An 18,956-nucleotide genomic window follows, 5' to 3' on the forward strand; every position below is an offset into this window, starting at 1 on the left:
TGTCCGGTGTAACCTGTTTCTCCATGAGCTCGTCTTACCCCACATAGTAATCTAATTCATGATTTATGACTTTACACAAGAAATTTAACAACTGGTCTTTATTTGTATTTTATGTCCCGGCTTTTATGGTATGTGCAATTTTCAGTGCGTTTATCAACACCTCAGGTCAGCGAGGAAATCTGATTAGAAATGACTTTTATAGCAATAAAGAAGCTAAAATCTTAAGTGATTCGCTGGATGGTTTATTAAGCCGCATTAAACAATCATTTGGAGGGGCTGAGATCAATTTAACTTTAGGTGTGGTAAAGGACGGTGAGGTCTTCCTGAAAAAGAACTGTGGTTTTTCCAATCCGGAAACAAAAACGCTATTTTCTGATCATACGCAAATTTATCTGGCATCAACGTCGAAGTCACTAACGGGAACGCTGGCTGCGGTCTTAGATCATAAAGGCATCATAAAATTAGATCATACCCTGGCTGATTATTTTCCGGATTTTCATTTTGATGATAAAAATATTCATCCGGAAAAAATCACGATACGCTCATTAATGACGCATACCCATGGCATCAAAAATAATGATCTGGTAGTATGGACCGCTTTTATTGGTCATAAGGGTGCCGAACAAATGATGGCGTTGCTTAAAAACTACAGCACTGCTTTGCCAGATCAGGCCTTTTACTATTCTAATTTAGGACCTGTTATTTATTCATTGATTGTTGAAAAGCAGACCGGAAAGCCATGGCAGGAGGTGATGAACGAGCAGGTGTTTCAACCATTGAATATGCAGAAGACTACTGCTTATATTTCAAAAGCAAACCCCAGATATATCAGCAATGTTATTGACCAGTCGGAGGGTAGACTGAAAAGCGTATTTGATAAAGCAGATAATTCGATGTCGGCGGCCGGCGGACACGTAAGTACAGTAAACGATCTTCTGAAATATTTGCAATTCTTTATCAGTGGGGGAAGTTCTGTTCCCGGTCTATTGAGTAAACAGGAGATTGATTTTTCGGTCTCTGCAATTGTTCCTCAAAAAAACCGCTATCAATCTTATGAAAGATTTGGTTATGGATTGGGCTGGGAACAATCCATTTTTAATGGAGAACAGCTGGTATCCCGTTTAGGGGGATATAGTGGGATTTCCTCTCATTTATCTTTTATGAAAGATCATAAAATCGGAATTGTGGTCTTAAGCAATAAAAAAGGAATGGAGGCACTGGCTCATCTGGTTGCCAATTATGTTTACAACTCGATGTTAAGCAAAGGAAATAAGAATGAGATTGTTAAGGAAAATCTGGCGTCGCTAAAGAGGAATTTTGACTCGGATATGCTGGAAACAAAGGAAATAAGGGAGGCTAAAGAGCTGCATATCCTTACGGACAAAAAGTATGCTGGCTTTTACAATGGTGCTGAAAAATCCGGCACTATGAAGATCAATAAAACAGGTAAAGTTTCCTGGGGCAATTTAAAAGGGCAGTTGTTGATGTTGTCTGATAGTACGGGTATAATCGACTTTAAAACCATGTTAAGGTCTTTTTCTGTAAAAAAAGAAAATAATATTCTGGTGGGTGTTTACTCTAACGACCGGTATTTCAGACGGTAGGAATAACAGCATATTCTTAAAATTCCTATTGGCAGGAGTTATGGAACAATCCTGCCAATCCTAAGATCAGCAGGATTGTTTGCCATTTTTCTTTTATAGATCAAAAAGAATAAAACTCTAATTTTCGCCTACTGTTTTCAAGGGTTTCGGCCCGTCCCTTAACAGTTTAAAGTTACGGAGTTGTGCTGCCTCTGAATAGGGCAATTAGTCCCAAATTCTGATGTCTTAATGCGGTAAATATCTTGCTCGGCCGTAGCCTGAGAGTCGGCGGTTCTCAGGTAAATCGATCTTTTGTCGCTCATTTTTGAAAAATTAAATAGATTTGAAAATGAGTTCAGCCTTGCGTCAACATATAGAAAAGCTAATTACCTTAACCGATGAGGAGTTTGATTATGTACTTTCTAAGTTTAGCACCAAAAAACTTAAGAAACATCAGTTTTTGGTGCAGGAGGGAGCAGAGGTACTCAATGATTATTGGGTGGTAAAGGGTTTGCTGAAAGCTTATCATGCTGATGAAGATGGTAAAATACATATCCTGCAATTTGCAATGGAAGACTGGTGGATTTCAGACTATAATTCCCTGGTATACGGTACTGCAGCAACCATTAATATCGACTGTATTGAAGACAGTGAACTACTGGTGATATCATCGGAAAATAGAGAACTGCTCTGTAATGAAATGAAGGGAATGGCCAATTTTTTCCGTAAGAAATCCCATGCCGGGTATGTTGCCTTGCAACAACGCATTTTGTTTCTCCTCCATAAAAATCCGCAGGAAAGATATAACCGTTTTTTAGCATTGAACCCTAAGTTGCTGCAACGCCTGCCAAAAACACTGTTGGCGGCTTATATAGGCGTATCCAGAGAGACATTGAGTCGTTTGAGTCATCCTTAGTGTGATTGTAATCACATAAATTTTGTGATCAGTTCCCTTTTAGCACTTCTGTTTTAATTGAAACTTTGTCCCGTCATCCATTGTAATAGAGGTGGCATTTAAATTCAATACTATGAAGGTGATTAAAACGGGAATGATGGTTCTTGCATGTTGCGCCATTTTCTCCTCTGTAAATACAGCAAATGCTCAAACCCTAAAATCTAATCAAATGAAAAAGAAAATCTTATTTGTGGTGACGAGCCATGATAAAAAAGGAAGTACCGGAGATGCTACAGGTTATTACCTCGGAGAGGTGAGCCATGCCTGGAAAGTATTAAAAGAAGCCGGCTATGAAATTGATTTTGTAAGCCCGAAAGGAGGGAATCCACCGGTAGATGGATTCGATTTATCCGATGCTGTTAATAAAGAATTTTGGGAAGATGAGATTTATCATAAAAAGATCAGCAATACCCAGACACCGTCGGAAGTAAAGGCTGAGGAATATAATGCTATTTATTATGCGGGAGGACACGGCGCTGTTTGGGACCTTCCTGATAACACTGAAATTGCCGCTATTGCGACTAGTATATATGAAAACAATGGAATAGTAGGCGCTGTTTGTCATGGTCCGGCAGGATTGGTCAACATTAAACTGAGCAATGGAAAGTATTTGATTGATGGCAAAAAAGTGAATGGGTTTACGAACGAAGAAGAAACAGCTGTTAAACTGGAAAATGTAGTTCCATTTTTACTGGAGGATAAGCTGAAAGAACGTGGGGGGATTTATGAGAAATCTGCAGCCTGGCAGGAACATGTTGTTACCGATCAAAGAGTAGTAACCGGACAAAACCCGCAATCAGCCAAAGCTGTTGGCGAAGCCGTAAAAAAAGCATTGGAAAATTTATAAATTGCTACTCATAATTAAAATACATAGTGAATGGAGCTGAGGATATTCCTCAGCTCCATTTGACGTAACCGATATTGTAAAAATAGTTTTAGCGAAATGGACAGCAGGGATCAGAAACTTCAGCAAATCTTAGAATGGGCGACAGCGAATGATGATGTAAGAGCCATGTTGCTGACGAGTTCTCTGGTTAATCCTTATGCACCAGTAGATCAATTCAGTGATCTGGACATTGAATTGGTTTTTTCCGACTTGCAAAAGGTGCTGAATGATGACGGCTGGTTATCCCATTTCGGCAAAGTGGTCGCGAAAATAGCAGAACCTGAAACGGTATTCAATGGGAAACATGCGATGCGAATGGTGTTGTATGATGACTATGTAAAAGTTGATTTCAAGTTGTATTCTGTTTCTAAGTTCAGGGAAGATGTAGAAAATGACGAACTTCCTGAAGATTGGGATATCGGTTATAAAGTTCTGGTCGATAAAGACCGGCTTACAGCAGATTTAAAACCAGCGAGCCATCAGGTTTCCCTGATCAAAAGGCCAACGGCTGCTGAGTTTGAGCAGAAACTGAATGATTTTTGGTGGGACATGACTTATGTGGCAAAATGTCTGGCAAGGGATAACATCTTTTATGCAAAGTTCATGTCTGAAGATAATATGAGAACAGGTTATCTGGTTCCGATCATTGAATGGTACATCGCAGTAGATCATGGCTGGAACATGACTACCAACAAGCATGGCCGGTTATTCAAAAAGTATTTGTCGCCGGAAATATGGCAGAAAATAGAGGCTACATTTTCAGGAAGTGATATACAGGATAATTGGCGGGCATTAATTGCTTATGCGGATTTAGTGCGGGAGTTGGGGACCACATTAGCAGATAAATTAAGCTATAGTTATCCGGGAGAGCTCGAAAACAATATCCGGCAATATCTGGTTTTTGTAAAAGCATCGAAATAATAAATGCGATTATGGGTTTTCTTTTTTTTGACCACACTATAGCTTTAGGGAGTTTATGGAAGCATATGTCGGGTTTTTACAAACGTTGTCTTTTATAGTCTGATAATTTTGTGCTTAAATACTTTTTAAGCAATGGGCAAATGAAAACGATTTATAAAATGACGATTGTACTGCTATTAATTTTCTCCTTTGGTCATATGATGTATACTTTTCTTGAAAATTCAGGATCATTGGAACAGCAAATGTGGTTTTTTTCGGCATCCCTGGCGATGTTGGGCAGCGTATTTCTCAACGTGCTCAATCTGGATGCTACCAATAGAAAGCTGAAATTGCTGACTGTGTTAATGAACCTTATGATGTTTTTGTTTTGCCTGGTTTTATGCTTTATCGTTCCTGAAATGCAGGTGGTGGCACTTACGCTGGTTTACCTGATCTCTTTAACTGTTTCTGTAAGGTCTTCAGCCGCACTAATTCCATAAGCTACCAGGATTTAATATAGTCAAGTCAGTAATAATAGAATTATTACTGACTTGACCACCGGTTTCGATGAGATTACAACAGATCAAAATTTACATCCAATACCCAGGCCCAATAACCATGGTCTGATTTTTACATCTGCTTCGATATGTTTTAATACGGGGGCCAGTTCCGGGCTTCCGGCAGGACTAAGATTTTCCGCATCAACTGTAGCATTTGTAGACAGGAAGATTTTCTTTAAATCGACATTAATAAACAACCTTTTGCTGATGTCGTAATCAAAGCCGGCCTGAGCTGCAAAAGCAAACTTATCCTTATATTTTATTCCCTTTACCACCGGTCCCTGATCTGCATTGTAAAAAATGGTGTAATTGACACCGGCGCCAAGATAGGGATTGAATTTTCCAACCGGATAGTGGTATTGTAAGGTCAGTGTAGGTGGAAGTAACCACACTTTACCTAAATCTACATTAGCGGAACTTGATGCACCTATGGCACTTAAATCGGATCCTGTTGTGCTTATCTTATGCCTGGTGGTTCCTAAAATCAGTTCTGCCGCAAAATGCCTGTTAAAGAAATAAGTGAAATCCAGTTCCGGAATAAAGGAGTTTGAGATTTTTACATCGCCACCGATGACTCCGATTGAAGCACTTTCCTGTGGAATAACAGCCAGTCCTCTAAGTCTGATCCTCCATTGCTCTTCGGTTTGGGAGGATTGAGGATACACATGAAATCCGGCCAGCATCAGTGCCATACATACCATTAACTTTTTCATATCAGTAATATTTATTTGAAGCAAATCTATTGTGGCTGGTCAAAGAAAAAAATGCCTTTAAACAGCTATTAAAATGATCTTGCTCAGGATGTTTTTACATTAGTTTGGCGAAATAGTCCCCGAGTCCATTTAATGGAAGGAATGAAATATGTAATTTTGATCACCATGGGTAAGCAGCCGAACAGGAAAAATCAAAAATGGATTACCACTCCCGCTAAAACAATACGTAGTTTACTTAAGGAAACAGTTTTTGCTAATGATGAGGCTTTGCAAGACGATGCCGATGACGTATTGGATCTGATTACAAGGTGGTGTCCACCAGAGTTCAGGGTTCGGGAATAAATAGTTTACAAAAAAAGCATTAATTTCAACTGATATAATAAATCAATAAACCAAATGGTATTAGCGGGCTATAGATCTGACCAATCGATCTGTTGATGCTGGATTTTTAACCAACAAACACACAAATAAACACAAATGAAAAGATTTACCATTAAGTGCATCCTGCGGGGAGTATCCCTGATTGGCTGTGGATTAATTGCGTCAACACCGGTCTTGCTGGCTCAAAAACAGACAAAAAGTGACTGGCTGTTAAACTCTGCCAGTTATATGGCTATGGTTAAAACCAACGAAAACAAAAAGGAGGTTACACTTGACAATGGCCTTGTGAAAAGAACATTCAGGATAGCGCCCAGTGTGGTCTGCATTGATTACCAGAACCAGGTGAACGGGCAGCAGCTGTTACGGGCAATAAAGCCGGAAGCCAGAGTCACTATTAATGATAAAATTTATGAAATTGGCGGACTGACCGGGCAAAAGGAAAATGCTTATATCCGACCGGAATGGTTGGGTCAGTTTACTCCTGGTAATCAGGCTTTTAAAATGACTGGTTTTGAGATCAATCCGATCCGTCCACAGCTCAACTGGAAAAGCAAGTTCTGGGCTGCAAACCATAAGCAACCTACCGGAAAAGTACTTTCATTTCATTATCGCGCTACCGCAACTGAATTATCAGGTCTGGAACTTGATGTTAATTACGAGTTATATGATGGTCTTCCTCTGATTGTTAAGTCACTTTCTATTCGCAACAAGGGGAGTGAGTCCTTTACCATTGGCCGGGTAGTGAATGAAATCCTGGGCATGGTGGAAGAGCAGAGTGCTGTGGTGGGAGGAGTAGATCAGATGGCGAAACCGCAGGGGATTTATTTCGAAACCAATTACGCTTTTAACAATGCCATGAGGTACGATCTGAGTGACCAGACGACCCACTGGAAAGTAGATTCCACCTATAGATCACAGGTAAATTATGATTATCAGACGCCTTGTCTGCTCGAAATCTATCCGGATAAAGTATCCGGAATCGAATTGCAAAAAGGAGATTCTTACCATTCGGTGCGCAGCTATGAATTGTTGATGGATAGTTATGATAGAGAGCGCAGGGGACTTTCCATTCGCAAAATGTACAATACTGTTGCACCATGGACTACCGCAAACCCGATATTTATGCACCTTGTCAGTAAAAATGATGAGCAAGTACGTACGGCAATTGATCAGTGTGCTGCGACCGGATATGAAGCTTTAATCCTGAGCTTTGGAAGTCATTGTAATGTGGAAGATACGACCGCCACAAATATTAAAAAATGGAAGGAACTTGCTGACTATGCACACAGTAAGAAGGTTTTTATCGGAAGCTATTCTTTATTCAGCTCCCGGAAAATCAGTGAAGAAGATGATGTAATTAATCCAAAGACAGGTAAAACCGGGGGTGCTTTTTTTGGCAATGCTCCTTGCTTTGGGAGTAAGTGGGGATTGGGATATCGTGATAAGATTAAGGCCTTTTACTTAAAAGCAGGTTTCGATATCTGGGAGAACGACGGTCCATATCCTGGTGATGTATGTGCCTCAACTACGCATCCCGGCCATAAAGGACTGGAAGATTCTCAATGGAAACAAATCAACATTCAAAAGGAATTGTATCATTGGTTAAACGAAAGAGGGGTGTATATCAATGCGCCAGATTGGTATTTTCTTGATGGTACACATAAAATCGGAATTGGCTACCGGGAAGTGAACTTCTCTTTGCCAAGGGAAAATCAGCTGATTCTGAACCGTCAGAATATCTTTGATGGTACCTGGGAGAAAACGTCTTCTATGAGCCGGGGTTTTGTTCCGCTTACGAGGTATCAGGGAGGTGGACCTGAAGCAGTATTGGAGCCCTTAAAAGACCATCTTAAAGATTATGAACAGTTAATGGTTCAGTATTATGGAGCGGGGGTTCAAGCTTGTTATCGCGGACCAAGGTTGTATGACACCGAAGAAACCAGATTGATGGTATCGGGAGTGATAGATTGGTATAAGAAATACCGCGATATCCTTAATTCGGAAATTATCCATTTACGCAGAGCGGATGGGAGAGATTGGGATGGCTTGCTCCATGTAAATCCTAAGCTTAAAAACAAAGGGATGATGATGTTGTACAATCCATTAAAAGAGAAAATCACGAGAACGGTTAAAGTTCCTCTTTACTATACCGGTTTAACCACTGTGGCAAAAGTGACGGAAAAAGGAAAAGCTCCAAAGAGTTATGCCCTGAGCAGGAATTATGAAATTGAATATACCTGTACCCTGGAGCCGGAAAGTTATTGCTGGGTATTGATCGAATAACAAAACAACGTAAACAATATCGGTTCTGGTTTGTTGCTGAGTCATGAGTAGGTGTCGTTCTCTGATGTAAAGTGTTTTTTCAATTCTTACCAGGTTTTTGATTTAGACATATGTTTAAAAATATATGTTGAAAAACTTTTTTTACGTGTAAATGTTTTATAATTTGGATAAGAGATATTTATATTCCAAAGATTAATCTTTGGAAAAACATACATTAATTCTGTTTTCTTTTAAGAATTTTCAGTCGATCTGGATAGTAGTCCGTATATGTATAACCCATTTATAATTTAAAACAAGATGAAAAACTATTTTAACAACTACTTTACCTATGTAATTGCGAAGTGTTTATCTTTGTAATTAATAATAAAATAGCTCCTCATAATTTTAATAACTATTGTTAAATAACAGGGGAGGCTTCAATTCAAGTGCTATTCATGAAGTTTTAAACTGCCCTGTTAACTCATCCCTAATTTTTTTTATATGAATAGTATTAATGTCCCTAACTCGAAGTGGTATGTCGTTTACACATATCCAAATTATGAAAAGAAGGTTCAAAGTATTTTTTTACGCTCAAACATTCCTTGTTTTCTACCTGTTCAAACAGTAATCCGGAACTGGAGTGATAGGAAAAAAGCAGTGGAAATTCCTTTGTTTCCAAATTATATTTTTGTCTATGCAGACCATAAAACGAAATATCAGGTGCTCAATGTGTATGGTGTTTCACGATATGTTTCTTCTAATGGTGCACCTGTAACTATTTCAGAAAATGAAATAGATGTAATAAAAAAGTTAATGGTTGTTCCTGGAATTGTTGTGGAAAGGAAGGTCGATGCCGGAGATTTGGTGGAAATTACTGATGGTGCATTTGAAGGGATAAAAGGAGTGGTTTTCAAAAAGAGTAGTAAGTCGAGGCTTGGTATTAAAATCCGAGGTATCAATCAATTTCTTTCTATTGAAATTGGTATGTCCTCAATAAAAAAATGTGAAATAAAGATTTAAGTTCTCTATAGGTGTTTTGGTAAAATGAATATCGGTCTTCTGTCTCAAATCTGGTGTAATTAAATATTGGATTTGGGACGGGAGGACAGATTTATGGTTGTCTCCCCTCATTAAGGTGGTTTTTCTTATTTGTGCTGTCTATCTTATTGTGTTTTAACCCGGTCTTTTTCAACATCAACACTTCCTGTTTTGCGTTTTTTTGCGCCATTCTTGGATTGTGCAAAATTATAGGTGAATCCTAGTGTGAATACTTGTGAATTATATCGGTTTCTGAAAGAAGAAGTTGCATTTGGAATATAGTTCGCTATCCCATCAGTGGTGTAGGTATTGAGGAGATCTCTTGCATTTAATTTAACTGATCCATTGTTGTTTAATATTTTTTTCTGAATGCCAGCATTTAGTTGTCCGTTAGCATAATTAATAAATTGGCCATTTGCTCTGCGCGTGATATAAAACCCTCCGATTTCAGCACTCCATCCTTGAGGTAAAGTGAATTGATTGGTTAGGTTGATCTCTCCGAAGGTGGAGGATTGGTCAATGTAGCTGGAGAATAGCTGTCCTTTGAAGTTATTTCTAAAAACTTGTATGTAGGTGTTTAAGAACCACCATTTGGTTGGTTGTAACGCGAGATTAACGGATGCGCCGAGATATGTTGCTGTTCCAATATTTCCAGTGCCATTAATGAAAATATTTCCCTCTTGCCTGACGATTTCGTTCTGAATGTCGGTAATGTGATTGTAGTAGAGTGCTGCGGTAATTGTACTTTTATAACTGTAAGATAGTTTATAGTTGTCTGAATATTGAGGTTTTAAGAATGGGTTCCCCGATGAATAGGTGAATTTATCTGAAAGGGTGATGAAAGGATTTAGGTCCTGATAATACGGTCTGCGTATTCTTCTGCCATAGGAAACAATCAGTAAATTTGTCCCTGAGCTATCAAGTTTGTAAGAAAAATATGCAGTAGGAAATAAATTGGTGTAATTTTTAACAAAAGAAGAGTCCTTTCGGGTTGGGTTTCCGGTTTGATGACCTTTCGCATTTGTATTTTCCAGGCGTAGTCCGAGTTGTAGGGAGAGTCTGTTGAAATTTTTATTCAGGTTGAGGTATATTGCGTTAACATTCTCCTTGTATGTAAAACGATTGGTTAAGTTGTAATCGATTGTACTTGTTCCATTCCGCTCATTGAAATAGTTGGCTTCATTATCGGTGTTTACGTAGCTTCCTTTGGCACCCGCCTCCAGTTTAGCTCCTTTATTTAAGGGTAGGGTGTAATCTGCCCTGGCAGATGAGATATGGATGTTTGTCGGTAAATTATCCTTAATGATCTGGGTGTTTGTTAGGGTGCAGTCTGGTCCAAATGACTGATTTATAAAGGTTTGGTTGATGCGTGAATTGTAGTTTAAATAATCCAGATCAAATGTTAGTTGTTTTCCCAGACTGTCAAACTGATGGCTATAATTGAGGTTAATTCCTCCATTGTAAAAGCGATTTTTGCTTTTGTTGTTAGCGGTGATTAATGAGTCCAGCTGGAGTGTGTTGTTTAGTAATCTATTATCCGAGGGGTTGTCCACTTTACCTGGAGTTGCTGCGCCCGTGAAAACGATGCCCCATGTTGTTTTGGGAGATAAGTAATAATCCATGCCGATCTTAAGGTTTGCGGCATTGGTCTTACTTTTGATGTATTGTATTTGTTCAAAAGCAGAATTGAAGTTTCCGTTGCTGTCGAAATAATTCCGGCCCAGATTTAGTTTCCGATAGCTATGGTTTAGACTATAAGCTGCATTGGAAAAAATATTTATTTTATTGATGCGATAATTTAGATTTAGGCTTTGGCTGGTTTGTGTATAATGTGCTTGTCCTAAATTGGCGGATAAGGAGCCGTTAAACCCTTTTATCTTAGATTTTTTTGTCTTAATGTTAATCACTCCGGAGTTTCCTGCTGCGTCGTATTTTGCAGGAGGATTGTCCATTAATTCTAACTGATCTAAAACGGAGGACGGAAGTGACTTTAGATAATTGGCAAGGCTGTTTCCTGATAAGTAGCTGGGTTTGCCATCAATAAATACGGTAACACCTGATTTTCCTTTAAAGCTGATATTTCCGTTTCCGTCCACAACCACCCCCGGTGATTTTTCAAGGACTTCGAGTGCATTGGCTCCATCATTAGAAATCAGTGAACCCACATTGATTACTGTACGGTCTAGCTTCTGCTCGATATATGCTTTTTTGCCAGTTACAACAACCTCTTTTAAATTGCTAACGTTGGCTGTTAGGATGATGTCAGGAAGTTTGACCTGTTGTTGTTCTCCTAGTGTTAAGCTTATTGATAATGGAAAGGTGCCTATCGCTGAGACGCCAATCAGATATTCTCCTTTTTCTGATACATTTAATTGGAATGAGCCAATACTGTCAGTAAAGGTAGATTGTATGACTTTACCGGAGTTGATTTTTTTGATAATAATTGTGGCATAGTCTATAGCCTGATGATTGACGTTGGTTACCTTTCCCTGAATTACGTAACCAGTTTGCCTGTTAGGCTTTTCTGCTAATGTATAGTGACTCCCCTTTAGAATAGTCCGATCCCTTAATGGAGATGCAATTAAATTATTTAAGGACGTAATTATAAAAATAAGGGTGAAAAGAGTAGTGCGCATAGTGTTAAGTATTCTATGAATAGCAGATATTTTCATTATTTACTAATATATATAATAAAAAAGTAACTATTGCTTGTTGTTTTTAAGATAGATGGAAAATATTTAAATATTTAATTGTAATTTTTCTCTGAATACGTGCCTGTGTAAATGTTGCTACCTGTTTAGTATATAGTTCTTTGTGGTGTTTGTGGCTAAGTGATTTAATAGATATTTGTTTTTAATTTAATAGTAGATTAATATAATTTGGATTATTTGAGGTAAATAAATAATTATTGAAATTAAAATTATTATTTATGATATCAAATATGTTAAAAAATTTGTTTTTTGCATATTAATAAATTATAATTGTTTTATGTAAGAAAATGCCAGCAGGCACTGCCTGCTATAGCATTCAATAGCTTTAACAAAGTTGGTTTTGTGACCATCTCTAGCAGAGCTCTAACCTTTTCTGTAAGCGAGCTATTTCCATTTTATATTTATATGTTTTGATGTTATAGTCAGATTCGTTTTTTTAAGTAAAACTGATTTTGATAACTGTCCGTAATACTTGCTTTATTCCGCTTACGTTGTGATGTCCCGCTCATTCCCGGCGCTGATATAGATTTCTCTATTTTCTAAACGGATTAAATAATGCCTACCCATTGTATGTCAGAAAGAACTCTTATTCGAATGTTGCAGCGTTGCGCCGAACTGAAATCGGTTGGCGTGACTTTTATTGAAGATAGTGTAAAGGAAGATTTCTTATCCTATCATCAACTTTATGAGGAAGCGTTGAAGGTCCTCGCTATTTTTCAGGAAAAAGGTATAGAGCCCGGTCATGAACTGGTTCTTCAGTTGGAAGATAATAAGACATTTATAATTGTTTTTTGGGCTTGCATCCTGGGAGGAATAATTCCTGTTCCTTTATCTATTGGACAGAAAGATGATCATAAGAAAAAATTGTTCCAGGTATGGTCTGTTTTAAATCATCCTTTTATAATTTCGGGTGATCAGGTATTACAAAAACTAAATGCCTTTGCGCTTGCAGACGGATCAGATGAGCTGTTTCTTCAGATTAAGAGTAAGTGGATAGCGGTAACTGATATTTGGTCTTCTTCTTCTTCAGGTCGTATTTTTGAGGCAAAGGAAGATGATATTGCATTTCTTCAGTTCTCTTCGGGTTCAACTGGTCATCCTAAAGGAGTTATCCTTACCCATCAAAATTTGCTGGAAAATATTGAAGCTATAAGTAAGGCTTCAGCTTATTCAGCCAGTGACTCTATGTTAAGCTGGATGCCTTTAACTCATGATATGGGAATGATTGGGTTTCATATCAATCCGTTGTTTATGCAAATCAATCAGTACTTGATTCCTACTGATATGTTCGTCAGAAGACCTTCACTTTGGCTGGACAAAGCAACTAAATACGAAGTAAGTATTTTATGTTCTCCCAATTTTGGGTATAAATATGTCCTTAAACATTGTTCAGGACTTGAGATAAATAACTGGAATCTCCAAGCTGTCCGTCTTATTTATAATGGAGCAGAACCCATATCTGAGAAACTTTGTCGAGATTTTTCGGATTTTCTTGCTGTCTATGGTTTGAGAAGAAACAGGATACGTCCGGTTTATGGTTTAGCTGAGGCGACATTGGCTGTTTCGATTTCCGATCTTGAAGATGAAGTGATTACTTGTTATCTGGATCGGGATAAGTTGAAAACCGGAGATAAGATTACGATCATTAAAAGTAGTGACCACCGGGCTATCCCAATTGTTAATGTAGGTAAAGCTATTTCTGGTTTTGGGCTCAGTATTACTGATCATGATGGCCTGCCAGTAAAAGAACAGGTAGTAGGAGAAGTCCACATCAAGGGAGGTAGTGTTACCACTGGTTATTACAACAATACTTACGAGACAAACAAAGTTGTAATGCCAGATGGCTGGTTTAATACGGGCGATCTTGGGTTTATGATGAATGGATCATTGTATATAACCGGAAGATCTAAAGATGTGATTTTTATAAATGGTCAGAATTATTACCCTCATGATATAGAGGATGTTGCCCATTCAGTAGAAGGGGTTGAACTAAATAAGATCGCTATTGCTGGCTTTTTTAATTACCAGGCGCAAAAAAATGAGGTGGTGGGATTTATTTTTCATCGCGGCAGTCTGAATAAATTTGTGCCACTTTGTAAGGAGGTTAAAGCATATATCAACAGTAAGACCGGTATTGAACTGGATGCCTTGATCCCTGTAAAGGACATACCTAGAACTACAAGTGGGAAGTTACAAAGATTCAGGTTGGTAGAGCTTTACCAACAGGGCGAGTACAAAGAAACTGAAACCGCATTAAATTTACTTTTAGATGGCGAGGATGGCCAAAGAATCATTCCTGCGGAAACAGAAATTGAGCATCGTTTATTACTGATATGGAGATCATTGCTTGATAGAGTGGATTTTGGTATTGCCCATGATTTCTTCGAAATAGGAGGTAGTTCTCTAAGAGCAGCTGAAATTGGTATGCAAGTTTATAAAGAGTTTAATGTTGAGTTACCATTTGACATCATTTATAGAGAAAGAACAATAAAAGCACTTGCCGTTGTTATTGCTTCTTCAGTAGTGAAGGAGTATCAGGCTATTCCAGTTTCTCCGGTATATCACTCTTATCCTGTTTCACCAGCTCAAAGAAGACTTTATTTTGCCTGGGCAATGGATAAAAATTCATTGGCTTACAACCTGCCATCTGCCTTCCGTTTAGCGAACAAACCGGATGTGAAAAGAATGGAAGCGGCCATCCGGCAATTAATAACCAGGCATGATTCACTTCGTATGACTTTCTTGTTTATTGATGAGCCGGAATTTAAGATAAATGAACAGATCGATTTTATTTTGAAAGTCAGGGAATCGAAGAAAGAAGAAAAGACCGAAGAATTATTGAAGGACTTTGTCAGACCTTTCGATCTCACATCAGGTCCATTATTCAGAATAGAGTTATTGAAATTAAGTACAGGATATTTATTGCTTACTGATTTTCATCATATCATTTCTGACGGATTATCTGTATATAAATTTTTAGATGAGTTATTCCATCTCTATCAGGATCATCAACTGGAAAGGCTACCCATTGGTTATAAGGACTATGCTCTCCGGGAATTTGAAAGTAAAAATGATGAGCAGGGAGCTATACCGGAAAAGTATTGGCTCGACCATTTGAGTGGGGAAATCCCGGTGTTACAAATGGCAACTGATTTTCCTAGACCCATGATTTTTGACGCGCATGGTGGCAAGATTAAATTTCAGCTGGATGGCAGTGTTGTTTTGGCATTAAGAAAACTAGCTTTAGCTAATGAATCGACATTACATGTGCTTTTACTGGCAATGTATAGAATACTCCTTTTTAAATATTCAGGGCAGCAGGAGCTAATTGTAGGTATACCTGTTTCCGGAAGAGATCATCCGGATCTGCGGAATTTACAGGGAATGTTTGTTAATAATTTAGCACTGAAAGGCCCGCTATTATCAGGGAAAAGTTTTAGAGATTACCTGATAAGTGTAAGAGATTCAACCAATGCCGGATTAAATCATCGGAATTATTCATTTGATCGACTAATAAATAAAATACAAGCAACTCAAAATGCGAGCAGAAACCCACTGTTTGATACCATGTTTTTATTCCAGGAAATTAATCTACAAAAGATTGGTGGCGGTGTAGAGCTAACAGATACTTATTTCTTTGATCCTGAGATTTCAAAATTTGATATTTCAATGGAGATTCATGACCTGGCTGAAAATGAGATTACCTGTTTTCTTGAATATTCGAAGAGTCTCTTTAAAAAAGAAACGATTTTGCGCATTGCCAGTCATTTCCGAAACCTTATTTCCGAAATTTTACAGGATCCGTTAAAGCAGGTCACTGCCTTACAAATGATCAGTACAGAGGAGCAACAGAAAAGCAGGAATAATGATTATTTTTATAGAGAAGGACTTCCTGAAGGCGAGAATATCTGGTCTTTAATCGAGGCACAGATAAGCGCTAAACCTGACCAGGTGGCTATAGTAGATCATCAATGTAAGGTGACCTATGCAGCATTAAATGATGGAATTAATAGGCTGGTGTCTGAACTGAAGCAGCAGGGGTTTAGAGCAAATGATATTATTGGTATCCAGTTACCGAGATCATCGGAATTTGTGATCAGTCTATTAGCTGTAATGAAAGCTGGCGGAGTATTTTTATTAATAGATCCGGAGCTTCCTGAGGAAAGAATAAAATATCTGCTGAGCAATAGTAAAGCACGCTTTCTTATTGACAAGTTGCATGGACTAGTAGTTAATAAACCTATCTATAGTGAGAACCTGACAGCTGCTGAAAATCTTGCCTACATTCTTTATACTTCTGGAACAACGGGAAATCCTAAGGGAGTGATGATTGCTCATGATTCTTTATTCAATTATATCACATGGGCAGCTGAGACCTATGTTGGTGAAGAAAAACTGGATTTCGCTTTATTTACTTCTGTCTCCTTTGATCTCACTTTAACTTCAATTTTCGTCCCTTTAGTTACCGGTAATCAGATGATTATTTATCAGGAAGGAGAAGCAGCAGGGCTAATTGAAAAAATCATTAATGATAATATGGCTGGTGTAGTGAAATTGACACCCTCACATCTTCGTATTTTAAGAGAGCTTCCTTTTCAGGAATCCTTAATGAATGCTAAGCTCAAAAAAATCATTGTGGGAGGGGAGGCCTTCGATAGTCAGCTGGCAAGTGACATATTTCATAAATTTAAAGGAAATGTTGAATTGTTTAATGAATATGGGCCTACAGAAGCAACTGTTGGATGCATGATTCATCGTTATAATCCGAAAGAACAGTATTTATCTGTACCTATAGGAGTCCCTATTCCCAATACCCAATTATATGTTCTTGATCCATATTTAATGCCTGTACCAGAAGGGGTGATTGGCGAACTTTATATTTCCGGTAAGGGCCTGGCCCAGGGATATTTATTCAATGAGCAGTTAACCAACGAAAAATTTATTCCCAGTCCCTTTGTCAGCAATGTTTTAATGTATAAAACCGGCGATCTTGTCAAAAGTATTAATGGAAGATATCTGGAATACATAAGTAGGACAGATTCACAGTTTAAAATTAACGGATACAGAATAGAACCTGCGGAGATAGAATTTCATTTATCAGCTCATGAAGATATCAGTGATGTCGTGGTTGCGCTAATTAACAACGATGCGGGAAAAATTTTAAGTGCTTTTTTTGTTTATAGGAACATTGACCTGCCTGTAGAGGCTTCTGTACTCAGAAATTTTCTGTCGGCAAGGCTACCGCATTATATGTTGCCTGCACGCTTTATATCCCTTGAAACCATTCCTTTAACAAAAAATGGTAAGGTTGATTACCTGGCATTGCAATATGTTGGGAATCAGGAGCAGGTACTGAGGGTGAAACATGAAGCAAAAACCCCAATAGAAAGATCCACATTGGAAGTCTGGGAGAAAGTACTTCGTCAGAACGATCTTTCGATAAGAGATAATTTCTTTGAAGCAGGAGGTGATTCTATCAAAGCTGTTCAGATCGCTTCCCGTTTATTGGAAAAGGGAATCAAGGTAGAGGTTAAAAAAATCCTCACCTATCAGACTATTGAAGAAATAAGCAGGCACAGTGAACAGGTTGAGGTGGCTGTCCGTCAGAATCATAAAAATAACATTGATATGGCAGAAGGGTTCTCTCCGATAGCTGCCTGGTTCTTTAGTCATCAATTTAAGAAAGCTGAGTTTTTTAATCAATCAGTTGTATTGAAATTCAAGCTGGAAGTGAATATCGGACTGTTGGAACAGGCATTTCAGAAACTGATTGCTCATCATGATGCCCTGAGGTTAAATTACAATACAAAAAGAAAGCTGCTCTTTATTAATGAAAAACACCTGAGTCATTCTTTTTCTGTGACACAGTTGACAGGACCTGAATTATTGCCAGATTTAAAATGTAGCTTCAATCTGGAAAGCTCTTTACTCTTAAAAGCTGCAGTTTTTAGCAACGATCAGGCTTCTGATTTTTTATTTATTACTGCGCATCACTTAATCACTGATGGCGTATCCTGGCGAATTCTTCTGGAAGATCTGTTTACTGCTTACATGCAACTGAGTGCTCAACAAAGCATAGCATTGCCTGCGAAAACAGCTGTTTTTATAGATTGGGATAAGATTAGAAGGATCAAAAAATACCAATGGCAGGAAGAGTACTGGAAAAAACAAGAATCCCAGAATTTTTCTATACCTCTGGATTTTGAAACCGTTAACTGGACGGTGGGTAATAAAGGTAAAGTTTACGGTCTCCTGTCCCAGGATAAAACCGATTTTCTAACTGGAAAGGCGAATAAACCTTATCGGACAGATGCTCAGATACTTTTGTTGACCGCTCTAGCACTTGCATTAAAAGACTGGACCGGTTCTGAGCGGCCTGTGATAGAGATGGAAAATCATGGGAGGAATCTTGAATTTGCTGATGTCTCCAGGACAATAGGCTGGTTTACGGCGATTTATCCTTTGTTGTTACGAGTAGGTGATTTAGGAATCGGAAGTCAGATTAAAAATATTAAAGAACAGGTAAAGGCTGTGCCCGATGATGGGGTTGGATATGGAGTGTTAAAGTACACTACCGATCACGGTCAAAATAATTCAATTGCAGAAGTAAGATTTAATTACCTGGGACATTTTGATTCAGAGTTCAATAATGATCTTTTTTCTTATACGGGAATTTATGATACTGAAGATGTTGCAGCTGAAAATCAGCTGACAGCTAAACTTGATTTAAACATGATGGTTATCGGAGGTCAGCTTCAATTAGAAATTGCCTTTAATAAAGAAGCTCATAAGATGTCTACCATGACGACGTTACTAAATTCTTTTATTCAGCACCTGAATATGATTCTGGATCATGTAAGAAATGAAGACGATATACATTTTAGCCCATCTGATTTTGATTCTGTTGAAATTGATCAAAACGAACTTGATTCCCTTTTTGATTAAAATAATCCCTAACTGAGCTTAT

Annotated in this window: 11 protein-coding genes; 9 read left to right on the plus strand and 2 right to left on the minus strand. The window is 38.2% G+C overall.

The genetic code is table 11. The annotated features are described in order from the left end of the window. The first annotated feature begins 65 nt into the window (after positions 1–65). The 5 genes from BFS30_RS17105 to BFS30_RS17125 all read left to right on the plus strand — a co-directional run bounded on the left by BFS30_RS17105 (position 66) and on the right by BFS30_RS17125 (position 4,824). Complete coding sequence (locus tag BFS30_RS17105) at positions 66–1,604, plus strand: serine hydrolase domain-containing protein (protein ID WP_083252091.1); 1,539 nt, start codon at positions 66–68, stop codon at positions 1,602–1,604. Between the two features lie 328 nt (positions 1,605–1,932). Beyond that, complete coding sequence (locus BFS30_RS17110; protein WP_069380407.1) at positions 1,933–2,499, plus strand: Crp/Fnr family transcriptional regulator; 567 nt, start codon at positions 1,933–1,935, stop codon at positions 2,497–2,499. Between the two features lie 208 nt (positions 2,500–2,707). Then, positions 2,708–3,385: a type 1 glutamine amidotransferase domain-containing protein gene (locus BFS30_RS17115; protein WP_069382491.1), complete on the plus strand. Its 678-nt coding sequence runs from the start codon at positions 2,708–2,710 to the stop codon at positions 3,383–3,385. A 96-nt stretch (positions 3,386–3,481) separates the two neighbouring features. Next, positions 3,482–4,345: an AadS family aminoglycoside 6-adenylyltransferase gene (locus BFS30_RS17120; RefSeq protein ID WP_069380408.1), complete on the plus strand. Its 864-nt coding sequence runs from the start codon at positions 3,482–3,484 to the stop codon at positions 4,343–4,345. Between the two features lie 140 nt (positions 4,346–4,485). Then, positions 4,486–4,824 (plus strand): hypothetical protein, encoded by a 339-nt coding sequence (locus BFS30_RS17125; protein ID WP_069380409.1) that lies wholly within the window; start codon positions 4,486–4,488, stop codon positions 4,822–4,824. A gap of 83 nt (positions 4,825–4,907) precedes the next feature. Here the strand turns inward: BFS30_RS17125 and BFS30_RS17130 are convergent, their stop codons facing one another. Next, positions 4,908–5,597, minus strand: a complete 690-nt coding sequence (locus BFS30_RS17130) for an OmpW/AlkL family protein (RefSeq protein WP_069380410.1) — start codon at positions 5,595–5,597, stop codon at positions 4,908–4,910. 141 nt (positions 5,598–5,738) lie between these two features. Between BFS30_RS17130 and BFS30_RS17135 the strand changes: the two genes are divergently transcribed. The 3 genes from BFS30_RS17135 (at position 5,739) to BFS30_RS17145 (ending at position 9,260) form a co-directional block, all read left to right on the plus strand. Then, the gene (locus BFS30_RS17135; protein ID WP_157262944.1) at positions 5,739–5,939 is read left to right on the plus strand and encodes a hypothetical protein; all 201 of its coding nucleotides are present in this window, start codon (positions 5,739–5,741) and stop codon (positions 5,937–5,939) included. A 135-nt stretch (positions 5,940–6,074) separates the two neighbouring features. Continuing rightward, complete coding sequence (locus tag BFS30_RS17140) at positions 6,075–8,261, plus strand: alpha-galactosidase (RefSeq protein ID WP_157262945.1); 2,187 nt, start codon at positions 6,075–6,077, stop codon at positions 8,259–8,261. Between the two features lie 480 nt (positions 8,262–8,741). Then, positions 8,742–9,260 (plus strand): UpxY family transcription antiterminator, encoded by a 519-nt coding sequence (locus BFS30_RS17145; RefSeq protein ID WP_069380412.1) that lies wholly within the window; start codon positions 8,742–8,744, stop codon positions 9,258–9,260. A 143-nt stretch (positions 9,261–9,403) separates the two neighbouring features. Here BFS30_RS17145 and BFS30_RS17150 read toward each other — a convergent pair whose 3' ends face one another. Next, positions 9,404–11,914 carry an outer membrane beta-barrel family protein gene (locus BFS30_RS17150; RefSeq protein WP_069380413.1) on the minus strand — a complete coding sequence of 837 codons (2,511 nt, stop codon included), beginning with the start codon at positions 11,912–11,914 and terminating at the stop codon, positions 9,404–9,406. A gap of 645 nt (positions 11,915–12,559) precedes the next feature. Here BFS30_RS17150 and BFS30_RS17155 point away from each other — a divergent pair. Next, positions 12,560–18,934, plus strand: a complete 6,375-nt coding sequence (locus BFS30_RS17155; protein ID WP_167353159.1) for a non-ribosomal peptide synthetase — start codon at positions 12,560–12,562, stop codon at positions 18,932–18,934. The last annotated feature ends 22 nt before the right edge of the window (positions 18,935–18,956 follow it).

This window comes from Pedobacter steynii (genome assembly GCF_001721645.1).
GTDB classification, from domain to species: domain Bacteria; phylum Bacteroidota; class Bacteroidia; order Sphingobacteriales; family Sphingobacteriaceae; genus Pedobacter; species Pedobacter steynii_A.